Annotated in this window: 18 protein-coding genes; 12 read left to right on the top strand and 6 right to left on the bottom strand. The window is 66.5% G+C overall.

The genetic code is table 11. The features are described 5' to 3' along the window. Positions 1-44 precede the first annotated feature (44 nt). Positions 45-2,861 (top strand): preprotein translocase subunit SecA, encoded by a 2,817-nt coding sequence (secA, locus tag H7J93_RS08040; RefSeq protein ID WP_267305741.1) that lies wholly within the window; start codon positions 45-47, stop codon positions 2,859-2,861. Here secA and H7J93_RS08035 read toward each other — a convergent pair. After that, on the bottom strand, positions 2,858-3,334 hold the full coding sequence (locus tag H7J93_RS08035; protein WP_267305740.1) for an SRPBCC family protein: 477 nt from the start codon (positions 3,332-3,334) through the stop codon (positions 2,858-2,860). The genes secA and H7J93_RS08035 overlap by 4 nt on opposite strands. A gap of 24 nt (positions 3,335-3,358) precedes the next feature. Then, positions 3,359-3,880, bottom strand: coding sequence for an Rv3235 family protein (locus H7J93_RS08030; RefSeq protein ID WP_267305739.1), 522 nt, complete (start codon positions 3,878-3,880; stop codon positions 3,359-3,361). A gap of 188 nt (positions 3,881-4,068) precedes the next feature. Between H7J93_RS08030 and H7J93_RS08025 the strand changes: the two genes are divergently transcribed. The 5 genes from H7J93_RS08025 to H7J93_RS08005 all read left to right on the top strand — a co-directional run bounded on the left by H7J93_RS08025 (position 4,069) and on the right by H7J93_RS08005 (position 10,292). Beyond that, positions 4,069-5,478: a WS/DGAT/MGAT family O-acyltransferase gene (locus H7J93_RS08025; RefSeq protein WP_267305738.1), complete on the top strand. Its 1,410-nt coding sequence runs from the start codon at positions 4,069-4,071 to the stop codon at positions 5,476-5,478. A 61-nt stretch (positions 5,479-5,539) separates the two neighbouring features. Next, positions 5,540-7,270: a BCCT family transporter gene (locus tag H7J93_RS08020; RefSeq protein WP_372507826.1), complete on the top strand. Its 1,731-nt coding sequence runs from the start codon at positions 5,540-5,542 to the stop codon at positions 7,268-7,270. 9 nt (positions 7,271-7,279) lie between these two features. Continuing rightward, a complete protein-coding gene (locus H7J93_RS08015) occupies positions 7,280-7,777 on the top strand; it encodes a DUF6912 family protein (RefSeq protein ID WP_267305737.1) in 498 nt (165 codons plus the stop codon). A 52-nt stretch (positions 7,778-7,829) separates the two neighbouring features. After that, positions 7,830-8,978 carry a ferredoxin reductase gene (locus H7J93_RS08010; RefSeq protein WP_267305736.1) on the top strand — a complete coding sequence of 383 codons (1,149 nt, stop codon included), beginning with the start codon at positions 7,830-7,832 and terminating at the stop codon, positions 8,976-8,978. A gap of 69 nt (positions 8,979-9,047) precedes the next feature. Continuing rightward, positions 9,048-10,292: a fatty acid desaturase family protein gene (locus tag H7J93_RS08005; RefSeq protein WP_267305735.1), complete on the top strand. Its 1,245-nt coding sequence runs from the start codon at positions 9,048-9,050 to the stop codon at positions 10,290-10,292. A 67-nt stretch (positions 10,293-10,359) separates the two neighbouring features. On the opposite strand, the gene H7J93_RS08000 is transcribed toward H7J93_RS08005, so the two are convergent. The 3 genes from H7J93_RS08000 to aroA form a co-directional block, all read right to left on the bottom strand. Beyond that, positions 10,360-10,998: a C39 family peptidase gene (locus H7J93_RS08000; RefSeq protein ID WP_267305734.1), complete on the bottom strand. Its 639-nt coding sequence runs from the start codon at positions 10,996-10,998 to the stop codon at positions 10,360-10,362. A gap of 154 nt (positions 10,999-11,152) precedes the next feature. Continuing rightward, the gene (gene rsgA / locus H7J93_RS07995) at positions 11,153-12,133 is read right to left on the bottom strand and encodes a ribosome small subunit-dependent GTPase A (RefSeq protein ID WP_267305733.1); all 981 of its coding nucleotides are present in this window, start codon (positions 12,131-12,133) and stop codon (positions 11,153-11,155) included. Continuing rightward, positions 12,130-13,440, bottom strand: coding sequence for a 3-phosphoshikimate 1-carboxyvinyltransferase (gene aroA / locus H7J93_RS07990; RefSeq protein ID WP_267305732.1), 1,311 nt, complete (start codon positions 13,438-13,440; stop codon positions 12,130-12,132). The genes rsgA and aroA overlap by 4 nt, the downstream gene beginning before the upstream one ends. Before the next feature lie 44 nt (positions 13,441-13,484). On the opposite strand from aroA, the gene H7J93_RS07985 reads away from it, so the two are divergent. The 4 genes from H7J93_RS07985 (at position 13,485) to H7J93_RS07970 (ending at position 15,692) form a co-directional block, all read left to right on the top strand. Beyond that, positions 13,485-14,276, top strand: coding sequence for an SOS response-associated peptidase (locus H7J93_RS07985; RefSeq protein ID WP_267305731.1), 792 nt, complete (start codon positions 13,485-13,487; stop codon positions 14,274-14,276). An 83-nt stretch (positions 14,277-14,359) separates the two neighbouring features. Further along, a complete protein-coding gene (locus tag H7J93_RS07980; RefSeq protein WP_267305730.1) occupies positions 14,360-14,587 on the top strand; it encodes a hypothetical protein in 228 nt (75 codons plus the stop codon). Next, a complete protein-coding gene (locus H7J93_RS07975) occupies positions 14,584-15,447 on the top strand; it encodes an oxygenase MpaB family protein (protein WP_267305729.1) in 864 nt (287 codons plus the stop codon). Before H7J93_RS07980 ends, H7J93_RS07975 begins: the two co-directional genes overlap by 4 nt. Next, entirely contained in the window at positions 15,444-15,692 is a 249-nt protein-coding gene (locus H7J93_RS07970; RefSeq protein ID WP_264073232.1) for a hypothetical protein, read from the top strand. Before H7J93_RS07975 ends, H7J93_RS07970 begins: the two co-directional genes overlap by 4 nt. 83 nt (positions 15,693-15,775) lie before the next feature. On the opposite strand, the gene H7J93_RS07965 is transcribed toward H7J93_RS07970, so the two are convergent. Further along, positions 15,776-16,009 carry a hypothetical protein gene (locus tag H7J93_RS07965; RefSeq protein ID WP_264073231.1) on the bottom strand — a complete coding sequence of 78 codons (234 nt, stop codon included), beginning with the start codon at positions 16,007-16,009 and terminating at the stop codon, positions 15,776-15,778. 188 nt (positions 16,010-16,197) lie between these two features. On the opposite strand from H7J93_RS07965, the gene H7J93_RS07960 reads away from it, so the two are divergent. Further along, positions 16,198-16,788: a TetR/AcrR family transcriptional regulator gene (locus H7J93_RS07960; RefSeq protein ID WP_267305728.1), complete on the top strand. Its 591-nt coding sequence runs from the start codon at positions 16,198-16,200 to the stop codon at positions 16,786-16,788. Beyond that, a complete protein-coding gene (locus H7J93_RS07955; RefSeq protein ID WP_267305727.1) occupies positions 16,785-17,630 on the top strand; it encodes an enoyl-CoA hydratase/isomerase family protein in 846 nt (281 codons plus the stop codon). Before H7J93_RS07960 ends, H7J93_RS07955 begins: the two co-directional genes overlap by 4 nt. The last annotated feature ends 18 nt before the right edge of the window (positions 17,631-17,648 follow it).

Raw genomic sequence — 17,648 nt, 5'->3', positions numbered from 1 at the left:
CCATGGGTTGAGCTCTTCCGATTCCAACCCATAGGGGATTCAGCGTGCTGGACAAGTTGCTCCGTCTCGGCGAAGGCCGCATGGTCAAACGCCTCAAGGGGGTGGCTGAGTACGTCAACACCCTGTCCGCCGACGTGGAGAAGCTCTCCGACGCCGAGCTGCGGGCCAAGACGGACGAATTCAAACAGCGGATCGACAACGGCGCAGAGCTCGATGACCTGCTTCCCGAGGCGTTCGCCGTCGCACGGGAGGCTGCCTGGCGGGTGCTCGACCAGCGGCATTTCGATGTCCAGGTGATGGGCGGTGCGGCGCTGCACTTCGGCAACGTCGCGGAAATGAAGACCGGTGAGGGCAAGACGCTGACCTGTGTGCTGCCCGCCTACCTCAACGCCCTGGCCGGCAATGGCGTGCACGTCGTCACCGTCAACGACTATCTGGCCAAACGCGACGCCGAGTGGATGGGTCGCGTGCACCGCTTCCTCGGCCTGGAGGTCGGCGTCATCCTGTCCGGTCTGACCCCCGACGAGCGGCGCGTCGCCTACGGCGCCGACATCACCTACGGCACCAACAACGAGTTCGGTTTCGACTACCTGCGCGACAACATGGCGCACTCGTTGGAGGACCTGGTGCAGCGCGGCCACAACTTCGCGATCGTCGACGAGGTCGACTCGATCCTGATCGACGAGGCCCGTACGCCGCTGATCATCTCGGGTCCCGCGGACGGGGCCTCGAACTGGTACACCGAGTTCGCCCGGCTCGCGCCCCTGATGGAGAAGGACGTCCACTACGAGGTCGACATCCGTAAGCGGACCATCGGCGTGCACGAGCTCGGCGTCGAGTTCGTCGAGGACCAGCTGGGCATCGACAACCTCTATGAGGCGGCCAACTCGCCGCTGGTCAGCTACTTGAACAACGCCATCAAGGCCAAGGAGCTGTTCCAGCGCGACAAGGACTACATCGTGCGCGACGGCGAGGTGGTGATCGTCGACGAGTTCACCGGCCGCGTTCTGGTCGGGCGGCGCTACAACGAGGGCATGCACCAGGCCATCGAGGCCAAGGAGCACGTCGAGATCAAGGCCGAGAACCAGACGCTGGCCACCATCACGCTGCAGAACTACTTCCGGCTGTACGACAAGCTCGCCGGTATGACCGGTACCGCCCAGACGGAGGCGGCCGAGCTGCACGAGATCTACAAGCTCGGCGTGGTCAGCATCCCGACCAACAAGGAGATGGTCCGCAAGGACCAGTCGGATCTGATCTACAAGACCGAGGAGGCCAAGTACATCGCGGTCGTCGACGACGTCTGCGAGCGGTACGAGAAGGGCCAGCCGGTGCTGATCGGCACCACCAGCGTGGAGCGCTCGGAGTACCTGTCGCGCCAGTTCACCAAGCGCCGCGTCCCGCACAACGTGCTCAACGCGAAGTACCACGAGCAGGAGGCGGCGATCATCGCCGAGGCCGGCCGGCTGGGCGCAATCACCGTCGCGACGAACATGGCCGGCCGTGGCACCGACATCGTGCTCGGCGGCAACCCCGACTTCCTCACCGACAAGCGGTTGCGCGAGCGCGGCCTGGACCCGGTGGAAACGCCCGACGAGTACGAGGCCGCCTGGCACGAGACGCTCGCTCAGGTCAAGGCGGAATGCGCCAAGGAGGCCGAGGACGTCATCGCCGCGGGCGGCCTCTATGTGCTGGGTACCGAACGGCACGAGTCCCGCCGCATCGACAACCAGTTGCGCGGTCGCTCCGGCCGTCAGGGTGACCCGGGTGAGTCTCGCTTCTACCTGTCGCTGGGCGACGAGCTCATGCGGCGCTTCAACGGCGCGACCCTGGAGTCGCTGCTCACCCGGCTGAACCTGCCCGACGATGTGCCGATCGAGGCGAAGATGGTCAGCCGCGCGATCAAGAGTGCACAGACCCAGGTCGAGCAACAGAACTTCGAGGTCCGCAAGAACGTCCTCAAGTACGACGAAGTGATGAACAAGCAACGCATGGTCATCTACGAGGAGCGTCGTCGAATCCTGGAGGGCGAGAACCTCGCCGACCAGGCGCACAAGATGCTGGTCGACGTCGTCAACGCGTATGTGGACGGCGCTACCGCCGAGGGCTACGCGGAGGACTGGGACCTCGAACAGCTGTGGACCGCCCTGCGGCAGCTGTATCCGGTCGGTATCGACCACCACGACCTCATCGACTCCGATGCCGTCGGCGAGCCCGGCGAGTTGACGCGCGAGGAGCTGCGGGAGGCGTTGATCGCCGACGCGGAGCGGGCCTACGCCGAGCGCGAGAAGGAGATCGAGGCGATCGCCGGTGAGGGTGCGATGCGCCAGCTCGAACGCAACGTGCTGCTCAACGTGATCGACCGCAAGTGGCGCGAACACCTCTACGAGATGGACTACCTCAAGGAGGGCATCGGGCTGCGCGCGATGGCCCAGCGCGACCCGCTGGTGGAGTACCAGCGCGAGGGCTACGACATGTTCATCGCGATGCTCGAGGGCGTCAAGGAGGAGTCGGTCGGCTTCCTGTTCAACGTGGCGGTCGAAGCGGCGCCCGCACCGGCGGTCGCGCCGGTCGCAGCGCCGCAGGGACTCGCGGAGTTCGCAGAAGCCGCCGCCGCCCAGGCGCAGGAGGGTTCAGTCGCCACCAAGGAGCGTCCGGCACCGAGTGGGTTGCGCGCCAAGGGAATCGACAACGAGCCGCCCCCGATGATCTACAGCGGTCCTGCGGAGGACGGTTCGGCTGAGGTCAAACGCACCGGTGGTGGAGCCGCGGGTGGTGGCCGCCATGCACAACCCACCTCGCGGCGGGAGCGACGGCAGGCTGCGCGCCAGCAGGCCCGCGAAACCAAGCGCCGCGGCTAGGGGGCCAGCCTCGCGGCGATGCGCTCGAGTGTCGCGCGCATGCCGTCCTCGGCCTGTTTGGGCATCGAGCCCATCTTGAGCATCACCCGCTGCCGGTCGCTCGAGACATCCCATGTCTCACGCACCAGCGTGCGGTTCGGCGCGTCGACGACGGGTTCGAGTTCGTAGCGCCAGATTCGGCCGCCGATCAGCCCCAGCGGGCCCACCGTCGTTTTCCAGGCGATCCGACGGTCGGGTTCGAATTCGATGACGGTGTTGGTGGTGCGGTACGGCAGGAACAGGGACTCCGGGCGGCTGCGCATCGACATGCCGAACTTGGACCCGAGTGTCAGCGGCTGCGACGGCTCGGTCGCATGGTCCACCGTGCCTGAGCCGTCGAAGCTGGGATGCTTACCGGCGTCGGAGAGCAACGCGAAAATCTGCTCGGCGGGTGCGTCGATGACTCGTTCCACGCTGATTGTGTTTCCCTGCACGCGGTTCAGCGTATCGCCGGCGGCTCAACCGATCTGCAGGGCGACAATCCGCCAGCGGCTGGCGTCGAGCTCGATGCGGGCGGCGAAGGCACGCAAGCGTGGCCCGCTGGTGTAGGTCCCGAACACCTCGGCCTGTGCCCCGTCGGAACCGTCGACCATCCGCACGCGCAACCGGCGCAGCCGCGCGACGGTGCCGCCTTTCGACCGGCTTGTCGAGCGCTGCGAGGACCGGCTGAGCCCCACGACCGTGTCGATGAGCCCCGGCGCCAGCAGCGGCCGCAACTGCGCGACGGGCCTGCGCCGATCGATGACTTCCAATACCCGGCGCACTGCCGCGTCGGCAAAAGCAACTGCCGCATGCGGCGGATCTGCCTCTCGAACGACGGTGTTGGATCCCGGCCGGTGTGGGCGCGGTGCGCGGCGACGCAGCACCGGTGCCGACCGGCACGCGGACATGCCGACGGGCGGTGGTTCGTAGTCGACGACGGGGGAGACCAAGTTTGCGCACACGGCCCCGGGCGCGCGCGGGTCTGAAGGTGTTGTCATTGGACGCTCCGGCGGTCGACGCGGCATGGACGGCGTCTGCCGGAGAGTTGCAGACCTGCTCATGATCGCACGGTTCGCCGGGGGTCAGATGCACCCGTGATGCGCGGTGACAGGTTCGGTCGCTACCGTTGCGAGGTCGGAGCACTTGCGGCGCGAGCCGCGTAGTCGACAAGGGGGCAGTGCAGGCAATGGTGACCAGGTTGTCGGCGTCGGACGCGGCGTTCTTCCATTTGGAGAACTCGTCGACGCCGATGTACGTGGGTTCGCTGTCGATCCTGCGGAAACCGCGCAGTGGCCTGAGCTACGAAACCCTTTTGGAGACTGTGGAACAGCGGCTCCCACAGATTCCGCGCTACCGCCAGAAGGTTCGCGAAGTGACGCTCGGGCTGGCCCGCCCGGTGTGGGTCGACGACCCCGACTTCGACATCACCTACCACATCCGGCGTTCGGCGCTGCCGTCTCCCGGCAGCGAGGGGCAACTGCATGAACTGATCGCCCGGTTGGGCTCTCGGCCCTTGGACAAGTCGCGCCCGTTGTGGGAGATGTATTTGATCGAAGGGCTGGCCAAGAACCGGCTCGCGCTTTACACCAAGTCGCATCAGGCGCTGGTGAACGGTATGACGGCGCTGGAGATCGGGCACGTCATCGCCGACCGCACCCAGAAGCGTCCGGAGTTCGGCGAGGACATCTGGATCCCCGCGCGTGAGCCGAGTGACCGGCGGCTGCTGCTCGGCGCGGTCGGTGAGTGGATGACCCGTCCTGCCGAACAACTCGGCGAGGTGCGGTCGGCGGTCACCGGTGTCGTCACCAACGCAGGCCAGTTGGCCGACGTCGGCCGCAGGTTCGTCGACGTGGCGCGGACCTTCGCCCGCGGCACGGCGCCCAGCAGTCCGCTGAACACCAGGGTGTCGCGCAACCGTCGGTTCACGGTCGCCTCCGGAAGCCTTGAGGATTACCGGCTGGTGCGTGCCCGATACGACTGCGATGTCAACGACGTGGTGCTCGCGGTGGTGGCGGGAGCGCTGCGGAACTGGCTGTTGTCACGCGGTGAGCCGGTGACCGCGACGACGACCATGCGCGCCATGGCGCCGATGTCGGTCTATCCCGACGCCGACCTCGACACGACCGGGCCGGGACAGGCGATCAGCGAGGTGTCACCGTTCCTGGTCGACCTGCCGGTCGGTGAGGGCAACGCGGTGGTCAGGCTGTCTCAGATCGCCCACACCACCGAGGCGCATCCCACCGCGGCCAGCCTCGTCGATGCCAGGACAATCGTCACGCTGTCGGGCTTCGCGCCACCGACGTTGCACGCCATGGGAATTCGCGTCGCCACTGGCTTCTCGGCGCGGCAGTTCAACCTGTTGATCACGAATGTGCCTGGCGCGCAGAAGCAGATGTATGTCGCGGGTGCCAAGCTGCTCGAGACGTATTCCGTGCCACCGCTGTTGCACAACCAGGTCCTGGCGATCGGGGTGACGTCATACAACGGCATGCTGTACTACGGCATACACGCCGACCGTGACGCGATGAGCGACGTCGAGGTGTTGCCGGGCCTGTTGCGCGAATCACTCGACGAACTGCTGGAGGCTGCGCGCTAGTAACCAAATTTGCGCGATCTTGATTAGATGCGTGCTGAGGGGGAATGGTTCACCGGTGACTATTGGCGCCGACAACCGAAAATCCGTGGAACGGGCTCTGTCGTCACCCGTTGACCAGGTCGTTCCCCATCCAGTGCTTGATGTACCCGTCGAGGAGGCCGCGTACACGCGCTCGAGGGGCGTGGACTGGGTCGTTTTCGGCGTCACCGCCGTCATCGCCATCGCGTTCCTGGTGTGGGGGTTTGTCAGCACACCCTCGCTGGCCAGCGCCTCGACCAGCGCACTGACCTGGGTGATGAACAACACCGGATGGCTGTTCGTGCTGACCGGGTCGGGTTTCGTGGTGTTCGTCCTCTGGCTTGCGCTCGGCCGCTACGGCACGATCCCGCTGGGTCGAGACGACGAGGAACCCGAGTTCAACGGCGTGTCCTGGGTCGCGATGATGTTCTCCGCCGGCATGGGCATCGGTCTGATGTTCTTCGGTGTCGCCGAGCCCCTTTCGCATTTCACCGACCCGCCCCCGGGCACCGGCGCTGCGGGTAACCCGGAGGCCATCCAGACCGCGATGGCGACCACGTTGTTCCACTGGACGCTGCATCCGTGGGCGATCTACGCGGTGGTCGGGCTGGCGATCGCCTACGGCGTGTACCGCAAGGGGCGGCTACAGCTCATCAGTTCGGCATTCGAGCCGCTGCTGGGCCGCCGGGCACACGGGACGTGGGGCAAGGTCATCGACATGCTGGCGATCTTCGCCACGCTGTTCGGGTCGGCGGCATCACTCGGGCTGGGGGCCCTTCAGATCCGCAGTGGCCTGCGGATCGTCGGAGGCATCGGCGAAACCGGCAACACGATCCTGATCGTGATCATCACTGTGCTCACGATTGCCTTCGTGCTGTCCGCGGTTTCGGGCATCGCGCGGGGCATCCAATGGCTTTCGAACACCAACATGGTGCTGGCCCTCGTGCTGGCGCTGTTCCTCTTTGTCGTCGGCCCAACGGTTTTCATTCTCAACCTGATCCCGACGGCGATGGCCAGCTACCTGGGCGACATCGCGATGATGTCTGCGCGCACCGGCGCCGAGGGCGCCGACGTCAACGCCTGGCTGCAGTCCTGGACGATCTTCTACTGGGCGTGGTGGGTGTCGTGGACGCCGTTCGTCGGCATGTTCATCGCACGGATCTCTCGTGGCCGCACGATCCGGCAATTCGTCGCGGGCGTGCTGCTGGTGCCGAGCCTGGTGTCGCTGATCTGGTTCGCGGTGTTCGGCGGAGCAGCGATCCGAATCCAGCAGGAAGGCGTCGACCTCGCGGGGGAGGGCAGCATCGAGGCGCAGCTGTTCGGGGTTCTCGACCAGTATCCGATCGCGGCGATCGCAAGCGTCCTGGTAATGGTGTTGGTCGCGATCTTCTTCGTGTCGGGGGCGGACGCGGCCTCGATCGTGATGGGCTCGCTGTCCGAGCGCGGCACGATCAAGCCCGGCAGGGGCACCGTCATCTTCTGGGGTGTCGCGATGGGCGCGGTGGCGGCGGTGATGCTGCTCGTCGGCGGGGAGGACGGGTTGACGGGCCTGCAGACCATCACCATCATTGCGGCCCTGCCGTTCCTGCTCGTCATGATCGGTCTGGCGGTGGCCTTGGTGAAGGACCTGCGCACCGACCCCAAGGTGGTGCGTCGTCAGTACGCATCCGAAGCGATCAACAATGCGGTCGTCACCGGCGTCACCCAGCACGGAGACGACTTCGTCATCGCCGTCGAGAAGGATCCTGACGCCGGGACCAACGGCGCCGGTTAACCTTCCCGCGTGCGTGTGTACGTCCCAGCGACCCTGGCCCTCCTGCAGCAGCTCGTCGCCGACCGGACGTTGCACGCCCGCAGCGGCACCGCGTTCGCGGTGACGCCGACACTGCGCGAGGCCTACGCCCAGGGCGACGACGATGAACTCGCCGACGTCGCATTGCGCGAGGCCGCGCTGGCGTCGCTGCGTCTACTCGCCGGGGAGGGCACATCGGACCTGCCGCCACGGCGGGCGGTGGTGGAGGTCGAGGTCGACGGGGCGAGTCCCCGGCCGGACCTCGACGACGCGGTGGTGCGATTGGCCGGTCCGATCGCATTCGACGACGTGGTCGCCGCATACGTCGACAACGCCGATGCTGAGTCCGCGGTCCTGGCGGCGATCGACGCCGTCGACGAGGCCGACCTCGGTGACGAGGATGCGGAACTGACCGTCGGTGACGCCCAGGATCACGACCTGGCCTGGTACGCGGCGCAGGAGCTGCCGTTCCTGCTTGAACTGCTGTGATGGCGACTACACCATTGGGTACGGACGCGTAGGTTACGGTACCGTAGGTTCCATGGCCAAGAATCAAGTGAAGATCTCGGCCAATGTCGCCGACACGAAGCGCAAAGGCGTCGTCGGTGTCAAACATCCGGCCTGGCACGCGCTGCGCACCGTCGCTGCGCGCATCACCACGCCGCTGCTGCCCGACGATTATCTGAAGCTGGCGAATCCGCTGTGGTCTGCCCGGGAGCTACGGGGCCGCGTCGTTGCGGTCCGCCGCGAGACCGAGGACTCCGCGACCCTGGTGATCAAGCCGGGGTGGGGCTTCTCGTTCGACTACCAACCCGGGCAGTACATCGGCATCGGGCTACTGGTCGACGGACGCTGGCGGTGGCGGTCCTACTCGCTGACGTCGAGTCCGGTGACGGAGGGCGCAGCCCGATCCAGCCGCACCATCACCATCACCGTCAAGGCGATGCCCGAGGGTTTCCTGTCGACTCACCTGGTTGGCGGGGTGGCTCCCGGCACGATCGTGCGGCTGGCCGCGCCACAGGGCAATTTCGTGATGCCGGACCCCGCACCCGCGAAGGTGCTGTTCATCACCGGCGGCTCTGGCATTACGCCGGTGATGTCGATGCTGCGGACGCTGACGCGTCGCGATCAGATCACGGATGTCGTCCACTTGCATTCGGCGCCAACCGATTCCGACGTTCTCTTCGCCGCTGAACTGGCGGATCTCGAACGTGCCCACGACGGCTACCGATTCCGGGTGCGGACCACCCGCACCGACGGCCGGCTGGATCTGTCCAGGCTCGACGACGTGGTGCCCGACTGGCGCGAACGTCAGACCTGGGCGTGTGGCCCCGAGAGCATGCTCGACGCTGCCGAACGCGCCTGGTCGGCCTCGAACCTCCAAGACCGGCTGCATCTGGAGCGGTTCGCGGTGTCAAAGGCGGCACCGCACGGGCAGGGCGGCACCGTGGAGTTCGCGCGCAGCGGCAAGACCGTCACCGTGGACGCCGCCACACCACTGATGGAGGCAGGTGAGGACGCGGGCGTCCGGATGCCGTTCGGCTGCCGAATGGGTATATGCCAGTCATGTGTCGTCGGCCTGATCGACGGGCACGTCCGCGACTTGCGGACCGGTGCCGAACACGAACCCGGGTCCCGGATACAGACATGCGTGTCCGCTGCTTCGGGCGATTGCGTGCTGGACGTATAAGGTTTACTGGCCGGTAACCTACGGGTAGGTAGGTTACGGTAGCGTAGGTACACGAGAGGAGGGATGCCAATGGCGATCACTGACGTCCCCGAATTTGCACATCTGTCCGAGTCGGACATCGAGAGCCTGGCCTTCGAGCTGGATTCCATCCGTCAGGACATCGAAGACTCCCGCGGCGAGCGCGACGCGCGCTATATCCGTCGCACCATCGCCGCCCAGCGCGCCCTCGAGATCGCGGGCCGGGTCATGCTGGCCGCGAGCTCACGCCGCTCGGCGTGGTGGGCGGGCTCTGTCACGCTGGGCGTGGCCAAGATCATCGAGAACATGGAGATCGGCCACAACGTCATGCACGGCCAGTGGGACTGGATGAACGATCCCGAGATTCACTCCTCGACCTGGGAGTGGGACATGAGCGGGTCGTCCAAACACTGGCGCTTCACCCACAACTTCATGCACCACAAGTACACCAACATCCTCGGCATGGACGACGACGTGGGCTACGGCGTCATCCGAGTCACCCGGGATGCCAAATGGAAGCCGATGAACCTGTTCAACCTCGGCTTCAACACGATCTTGATGGCGCTCTTCGAATGGGGTGTAGGACTTCAGCACCTCGAGCTCGGCAAGATCTTCAAGGGCCGTGACGATCGCAAGGCAACCCTCGTTCGCCTGCGGGAGTTCGGCATCAAGGCCGGTGAGCAGGTCGCCAAAGACTATGTTGTCTGGCCCGCGCTGACGTCGCTGTCGCCGGGTGCCACCTTCAAGTCGACGCTGAAGGCCAATGCCGTCGCCAACATCATCCGCAACGTGTGGGCCAACGCGGTCATCTTCTGCGGCCACTTCCCCGACGGCGCAGAGAAATTCACCAAGACCGACATGGTTGGCGAGAGCAAGGGCCAGTGGTACCTGCGCCAGATGCTGGGCAGCGCCAACTTCGAAGCCGGTCCTGCGCTGCGGTTCATGAGCGGCAACCTGTCGCATCAGATCGAGCATCACCTGTACCCGGACCTGCCGAGCAACCGGTACGCGGAGATCTCGATCCGGGTGCGGCAGCTGTGCGACAAGTACGACCTGCCCTACACGACCGGTTCGTTCCTGGTGCAGTACGCCAAAACGTGGCGGACCATCGCCAAGCTGTCCCTGCCGGACAAGTATCTGCGTGACACCGCGGACGACGCACCGGAGACCCGCAGCGAAATGATGTTCGCCGAACTCGAGCCGGACCAGCGACGTGGCCTCAAGTCGGCTATCGCCGCGGTGCGTACGCGACGCCGCGAGAAGCGGATGCAGAGCCGGCGCGAGCTCGCTGGCTGATCTGACGGCGAATCTCACGACGAAGAGCCCTTCCCCTTACGGGGGGAGGGCTTTTCGCGTCTAAGGGTTAAGTCGTCACGACCATCTCGGTGCCGCTGGTCTGCCAGGCGGCGATGAAGGTGTCGATGCTGACCTGCTCGTCGGCGCCGTCGTCGGGGCCGCTGTCGTTCAGGTGCACAATGCCGTCGTCGGTGTCGACGCCGGTGACCACGACGGCATGGTCGGAGGAGGTCCGGTCACCCTCGGCATCCCAGATGGTCTCGGCGTTGAGATTGACGATTACCGCCCCGCCGTCCCGCAGTACTCCCTCCAGCGCGCCCAAGCTGGCACCGCCCACATACTTTCCGTTGACGCCATAGTGATCGAGCACGATCGGCAGGTCCTTGAAGATGGTTCCGGCGTCTGGATCGTCGTCGGTCTGCCCCATGACGTAGATCATGTCGCCGGGTTCCGCCACGCTCGGCGTGTTCCTCGCGAAGTCGATGATGTCCTCCTCGGAAGGCTCGTTGCCGGTCATCTGGCCGATCACGTCGGCGGCGGCCATGAGCGCGCAGTCGTCGTAGGACTGTGCGACCGTCCATCCGGCCATGTCGTCGGGATTGCCGACGACTTCGGCGTGCGCGACGCCCGATAACCCGAGCGCGACACCCATCAGGGCGGCAGCTGCGATGCCACGGGCGAGGTTGTTCTGCAGGGTCTTCTTCATGTTTCTTTCCTCTCGTTTGGCCGGTTGTCGGCGGCGTTGAGGAAAGATTCGGCGGCGGCGCTACCGGGATTCTTGAAGGATTCTTGAGCGGTTCCAGCGATTTGTGTGCGTTGAGGAGCGCTCAGCGCTCCTCAACGCACACAAATCGCCGCCGTCAGGTGTCGCGCAGCGCCGCGAGCAGTCGCCGCGCCGCCGCCACCCGGCCGGCGGCGGGCCCGGTCAGCGTGTCGAGCGCACATTCGGGGTCGGCGGGCGGACCCATGTGGCCGCAGCCGCGGGGACAGTCCTCGATCGCCTCGGCCAGGTCGGAGAATGCGAGCATCACGTCATCGGGTTCGATGTGCGCCAAGCCGAACGAGCGGATACCCGGGGTGTCGATCACCCAGCCGCCCATACTCAGCGGCAGCGCGACCGATTGCGTCGACGTGTGCCTACCCCTGCCGATCTCGGTCACCTCACCCGTCGCCCGATCTGCTTCCGGCACAAGGCGATTCACCAGAGTCGACTTGCCGACGCCGGAGTGCCCCAGCAGCACCGTCACCTTGCCTGCGAGCAGAGGTGCCACCGCGTCGAGAGGGTCGTCGCGCCCTGCGGTGGTGACCTTGAGGTCGAGATCGCTGAACTCCGCGGCGAAGGGTTCCGCGGGCGCCAGGTCGGTCTTGGTCAGGCACAAAATGGGTTCGAGTCCGCCCGCGTAGGCGGCGATCAGGGCGCGCTGCACCAGACCGGTACGTGGCGGGGGATCGGCGAGTGCGACCACGATCAGCAGCTGATCGGCGTTGGCGACCACCACGCGTTCGGTGGGGTCGGTGTCATCGGCGGTGCGCCGCAACACCGTTCGGCGCTCACCACGTCGCACGATGCGGGCCAACGTGTCCGGCTTGCCCGAGACGTCGCCGACGATGCTGACATCGTCTCCGACAACAATCGGTGTGCGACCGAGCTCGCGCGCCCGCATGGCGACGACGCGGCGGTTGGGGTCGCGGTCGAGCGCGCAGCCCCACCGGCCACGGTCGACGGTCACCACCATGGCGTCGTGGGCGTCGGCGTGCTCGGGCCGTGTCTTGGTTCGCGGGCGCGACCCTCTGCCGGGTCGCACCCGGACGTCGGACTCGTCGTACTCGCGAGGGCTCAATCGCCCGCCAGCATGTCGGCCCACATCTGCGGGAAGTCAGGCAGTGTCTTGGCGGTGGTGCCGATGTCCTCCACCTCGACGCCGGGGACGCGCAACCCGAGAATTGCGCCCGCAGTGGCCATCCGGTGATCGGCGTAGGACCGCCACAGCCCCGCGTGCAGCGGTTGTGCCGTGATCAGCAGTCCGTCGGCAGTCTCCTCGCAGTTGCCGCCGAGACCGTTGATCTCAGCGGACAGCGCGGCCAGGCGGTCCGTTTCGTGGCCACGGAGATGTGCGACCCCGCGCAGCCGAGACACCGATCCCGTCGGCGCCAGCGCGGCCAGCGCGGCCACCGCGGGCGTCAGCTCGCCTACCTCGTGCAGGTCGACATCCAGGCCGACGTGCTCGGTGGGGCCTTGCACCTCGAGATAGTTATCACCTTGGCGGACAATCGAACCCACGTTCTTGAGGATGCTCAGGACGGCATCGGCGGGCTGGATGGTCGCCGACGGCCACCTGGCGATGCGCACCGCTCCGCCCGTGACCACCGCCGCCGCGAGGAACGGCACCGCGTTGGAAAGATCCGGTTCGATACTCCAGTGCCTGGCCGCGATCGTGCCCGGGGAGACGTGCCACTGGTTGGGCCGGTTGTCGTCGACGTCGACGCCTGCGTCGCGCAGCATCGCCACTGTCATCGCCACGTGCGGAGCCGAGGGCACCGACTCACCGGTGTGCACGATCGTCAACCCGTCGGTGAACGCGGCGCCGGACAGCAGCAGCCCCGAAACGAACTGCGAGGACGACGACGCGTCGATCTCGACCGTTCCGCCGGCCACCGAACCCGACCCGCGCACCCTGAAAGGAATCCCGTCGCCGTCGATTTCGACTCCGAGACCGCGCAGCGCGTCGAGCAGCGGCGCGATGGGTCGCGCGCGGGCTTGTTCGTCGCCGTCGAAGGTGACCGTCGTGGAACTCAGTGCCGCCACCGGGGGCACGAACCGCAACACGGTGCCCGCGAGGCCACAATCGATGCGCGCATCCGGCTGCGGGTCGATCGCGCCGCTCAGCGTCAGCTCCGTGTCGAGTCCCTCGACCGTGACGCCGAGCGCCTGGACGGCGCCGATCATCAGGTCCGTGTCGCGGCTGCGCAGCGCGCCGCTGATGGTCGACGGCCCGTCGCTCGTCGCCAGCGCGGCCAGCACCAGGGCACGGTTGGTCAGTGATTTCGACCCCGGGACAGTGACCGTGGCGTGCACCGGGCGCGACGTCGACGGCGCCTGCCACCGCTCGTCCGCCGCTGCGCGCGGAGACTGCCCGGATGTGCTCACGGCTATATCCTGCCCTGTCGGTTCCCCGTGCCACGATGGGACATATGTGTGGACGATTCGCGGTGACCACCGACCCGGCCCTGCTGGCGGAGAAGATCCAGGCGATCGACGAGAGCGTGGCGAGCACCTCGGCGCAGAAGGAGCAGAAGGAGACGTCGTCGGCCAACTACAACGTCGCGCCCACCACGACCATCAGCAGCGTGGTGAAACGCCACAGCGAGCCCGACGACGCGGCGACCCGCCGGGTTCGGTCGATGCGCTGGGGGCTGGTGCCGCCGTGGGCCAAGACCGCCGAGGACGGCGGGCCGGACACCAAGGGGCCGTTGCTCATCAACGCGCGGGCCGAAAAGGTGACCACGTCACCCGCATTCCGGAATTCGGCGAAGAACAAGCGGTGCCTGGTACCGATGGACGGCTGGTACGAATGGCGGCCCAACGGGGAGACAGCATCGGGTAAGAAGGCGCCCAAGACGCCGTTCTACATGTACGGGGCCGATGGCGAACCGTTGTTCATGGCTGGGCTGTGGTCGACGTGGCGACCCAAGGACGCACCCAAGGATGCGCCTCCGCTGCTGAGTTGCACCATCATCACCACCGACGCCGCGGGCCCGCTGGCAGAGATCCACGATCGGATGCCACTGTCGATCAGCGAACGCGACTGGGACCGCTGGCTCGACCCCGACGCACCGATCGACGAGGGGTTGCTGCGTGGACATGGCGACCTGGACCGGATCGAGATCCGGGAGGTGTCCCGGCTGGTGAACAGCATCCGCAACAACGGGCCCGAGCTCATCGAGCCTGCGAAGCCGGAGCCGGAGCAGGCCACACTACTGTAGGAACCCGGCTTAACATCCGGGCCGCAGATCGGGGGATCTTCAAAGTGGAAACAGGCAGTCAAGGTGCGAATCGCCATTAACATATGAGCGTGCTCACCGTCGTACGGAAAGTCCTCGCCTTCGAGATGACCATCGCCGAATGGATCGGTACGGCGGCCATTCTCGCCGTTCCCTATGTGCTCGTGGGCATGGTGTGGACGGCCGTCGCTGGTGACTTCCTGGGTTGGCACGGGTATGCCCGGATCGTGTCCGTCGTCGTGTCGATCCTGTCGTGGCCCGTGCTGCTGCTCTCGATGGCGTGCACGATATGACCGCTGCGGACTGCCGCATCAAGATCCGCAGGCGGACGGCCCGCTGGGACGATCGGCCGGTCACCATCGCCGAGGCGATGGACTTCTGGGCCTTCGCCGCCGGCGCGGCCAACGTGATCATGCAGCTCTCCCGACCCGGGGTGGGCTACGGCGTGGTGGAGAGCAAGGTCGACTCGGGAAACCTGCTGAAGCATCCGTGGAAGCGGGGCAGGACGACGTTCCAATACCTGGCCGTCGCGATCCTCGGCACACCGGAGGACCGCTCCGCGTTCCGCGAGGCCGTCAACAGCGCGCATCGCCACGTTCAGTCGACGCCGGAAAGTCCGGTCCGCTACAACGCCTTCGACCGCGACCTGCAGATGTGGGTGGCGGCCTGCCTTTTCGTCGGGCTGGAGGACACGTATCAGCTGTTGCGCGGCGAGATGACCGCCGAACAGTCCGAACAGTTCTACCGGTCGGCGTGGACGCTGGGCACGACACTGCAGGTGAGCGAGGACCAGTGGCCGCCGACCCGGGCCGAGTTCGACGAGTACTGGCAGCAGGCGTGCCAGCAGGTCCACATCGACGATCGCGTGCGTGACTATCTGGGCGACCTGCTGAACCTACGCATGATCAACCCCCTGCTCGGTTTGCCGTTCCGCCCATTGCTCAAGTTCCTCACCGTCGGTTTCCTGGCGCCGGTGTTTCGTGACGCCATGGGCGTGCGGTGGAGCGGTTTCAAGCAATACCTGTTCGAGAGCTTGTTCCTGTTGGTCGCCTTCGCGAACCGGTTCCTTCCGGTGTTCATCCGCCAGGGCGGCAGCTACATCCTGCTCGCCGACGTGCGACGTCGGGTCCGTCGACAGCGCGCATTGGTATGAGCGTGCTGCGGCGGGTGCTCAGCCATCGGGTGAGCGTCGAAGCGATGATCGAGTTCGCGATGTGGCTGGCGGTTCCCTACCTGCTGATCGGATTGGCGTGGGCGTTCTTCGACGCCGAACAGGTGCAGCTGTTCGATACCGCGCTGCGAACCCGGCTTCCCGCCGGCTCAGAGATCCTGGCCTTCGTCCTCACGGCGGTGATGTGGCCCCAGCTGATGCTCGGCGCCAACTTCTGCGTGGCGTGACCCCACGCTTGAGACGAACCGAAACGGAACCGAAACGGGAAGAGGCCCTCCCGGTGTGGGGAGGGCCTCTTTTCGGGGCCGAATCAGCGGTGGTAGCCGGGCACGATCGTCTCGACGTGGGTGACGCCGTGGTGGTTCTGCCAGCCGGGCTGCGCCTCGGGCGCTGGGTGCGCCGTGGCGGTGGGGGAGTACTGGTAGCCCGGGCCCACCGGGTCGGTCTGGGCGTTCGCGACGCCGGCCATGCCCAGTGCGGCGCCGCCGATGGCGAGCGGCAGGGCGATGCGTGCGACCGTCTTGGCGAAAGCGTTGTTCTTCATGTCAGTTCTCTTCTGTGAGTTGGCCTCCCGGCCAGACCGCCAGATTGTGCCGGCGATGACTCAAGAATGCCGTCTGCCAGCGGTGATGTATGTCGGGCGATCGGCTCGTGCACCGGAGGATTCACGTGTCCCCCTATCGGTGGACAAGCCTTGACAGAGGATTCTTCGGTTTGGGTAGAGTATTTCTCGTGCCTCGGACGGGACCGGATGCGCGCAGCCGACTGATCGAGGTGGCCAGGCGCCGCTTCGCAGGAGACGGCGCGCTGTCGGCCACGCTGGACCAGGTGCGGCGCGAGGCCGGGGTCAGCGTCGGCGCGCTGTATCACCATTTCCCGGACAAGCTGTCGCTTGCCACCGCCGTCTATGCGCAGCTGGTCGGCGAATACCAGGCGGGGTTCCTGGCGATGCTGCGCGAACACGACACCGCGGAAGCAGGAATCCGCGGCGGTGTCGCATACCACCTGCGATGGGTCACCGAACACCGCGGCGAGGCGACGCTGTTGCTCGGTTCCCGACTGGACAGCGAGGCGCTGCGGGAGTCCAACAGCAGATTCTTTGCGACAGTGCACGACTGGTGGCGTCCACATCAGAGCTACGGGGTGCTGCGGCCGATGCGCATCGGCACCACATCCGCGCTGTGGCTTGGTGCGGCGCAGGAGTTTTCGCGTTACTGGATCTCCAGTGCGGAAGTCGAGATGCCGCCAGGGACCATCGAGATATTCGCTGATGCTGCGTGGGCGGCGTTGCGGGCCAACGATTTTGAGGAGAAGAGGCCATGACCACACCATCGCGATCCCTTTACCGATCGATGGTCGAGAGCGGGGAGGACGCCGGCGCACCCGCGCGGGTGCACGTCGAGCGCCGTGGCGACCACGCCGTCGTCACCCTGGATGAGCCCAAGCGGCTCAACGTTCTTTCGGCACCGCTGGTGCGTCAGTTGCGGCGCGAACTCACTTCGCTCGACGCCGATCCCGAGATCCGTTCCGTGGTGTTGACGGGCGCCGACCCCGGCTTCAGCGCCGGCGGCGACCTGAAGATGATGCGCGAAGCCGTCGAACATCTCGACGCCGCAGAGGGCACCGCCGACGTGTGGCGGTGGATCCGCCGCGAGTTCGGCGGCATCGCCCGCCTGATCGCCGGGTCGGACACCGTGTTCATCGCCGCTCTCAACGGTGCTGCGGCCGGCGTCGGCCTGGCCTGGGCGCTGACATGCGACCTCGTCATCGCCAGCGACCGCGCGGTGATCGTGCCCGCGTTCGGTCGTCTGGGCTTACTCCCCGAGGTGGGCACGAGCTGGGCGCTGACGCGGCGACTCGGGTACCAGGGCGCCTTCGCGTACTACGTGCGCGGCGAGCACATCGACGCGCCGACGGCGCTGCGGCTCGGTCTCGTGCAGGAGGTCGTGGCTCACGACCGGCTGCTCGAGACGGCCGACGAATGGTGCACGAGAATCGCGCAACTTCCCCCGCATGCCGCTGCGATGACGAAACCGCTGCTGCGCGCTGCCGCGGACGCCGACTGGCCCGATGCGCTCACCCTGGAGGAGTTCGCCGAGCCGACATGCTTCACCACCGCGGCGTTCGCGGACAACGTCCACGCGATGCTGAACGGCCGGCACTAGCGGTCGGACCTTCCGACG

The sequence above is a fragment of the Mycobacterium barrassiae genome (assembly GCF_025822765.1).
In the GTDB taxonomy this organism is placed as follows: Bacteria; Actinomycetota; Actinomycetes; order Mycobacteriales; family Mycobacteriaceae; genus Mycobacterium; species Mycobacterium barrassiae.
The sequence above is the reverse complement of the archived record's forward strand: the minus strand, read 5'-3'. Positions and strand labels throughout refer to the sequence as shown.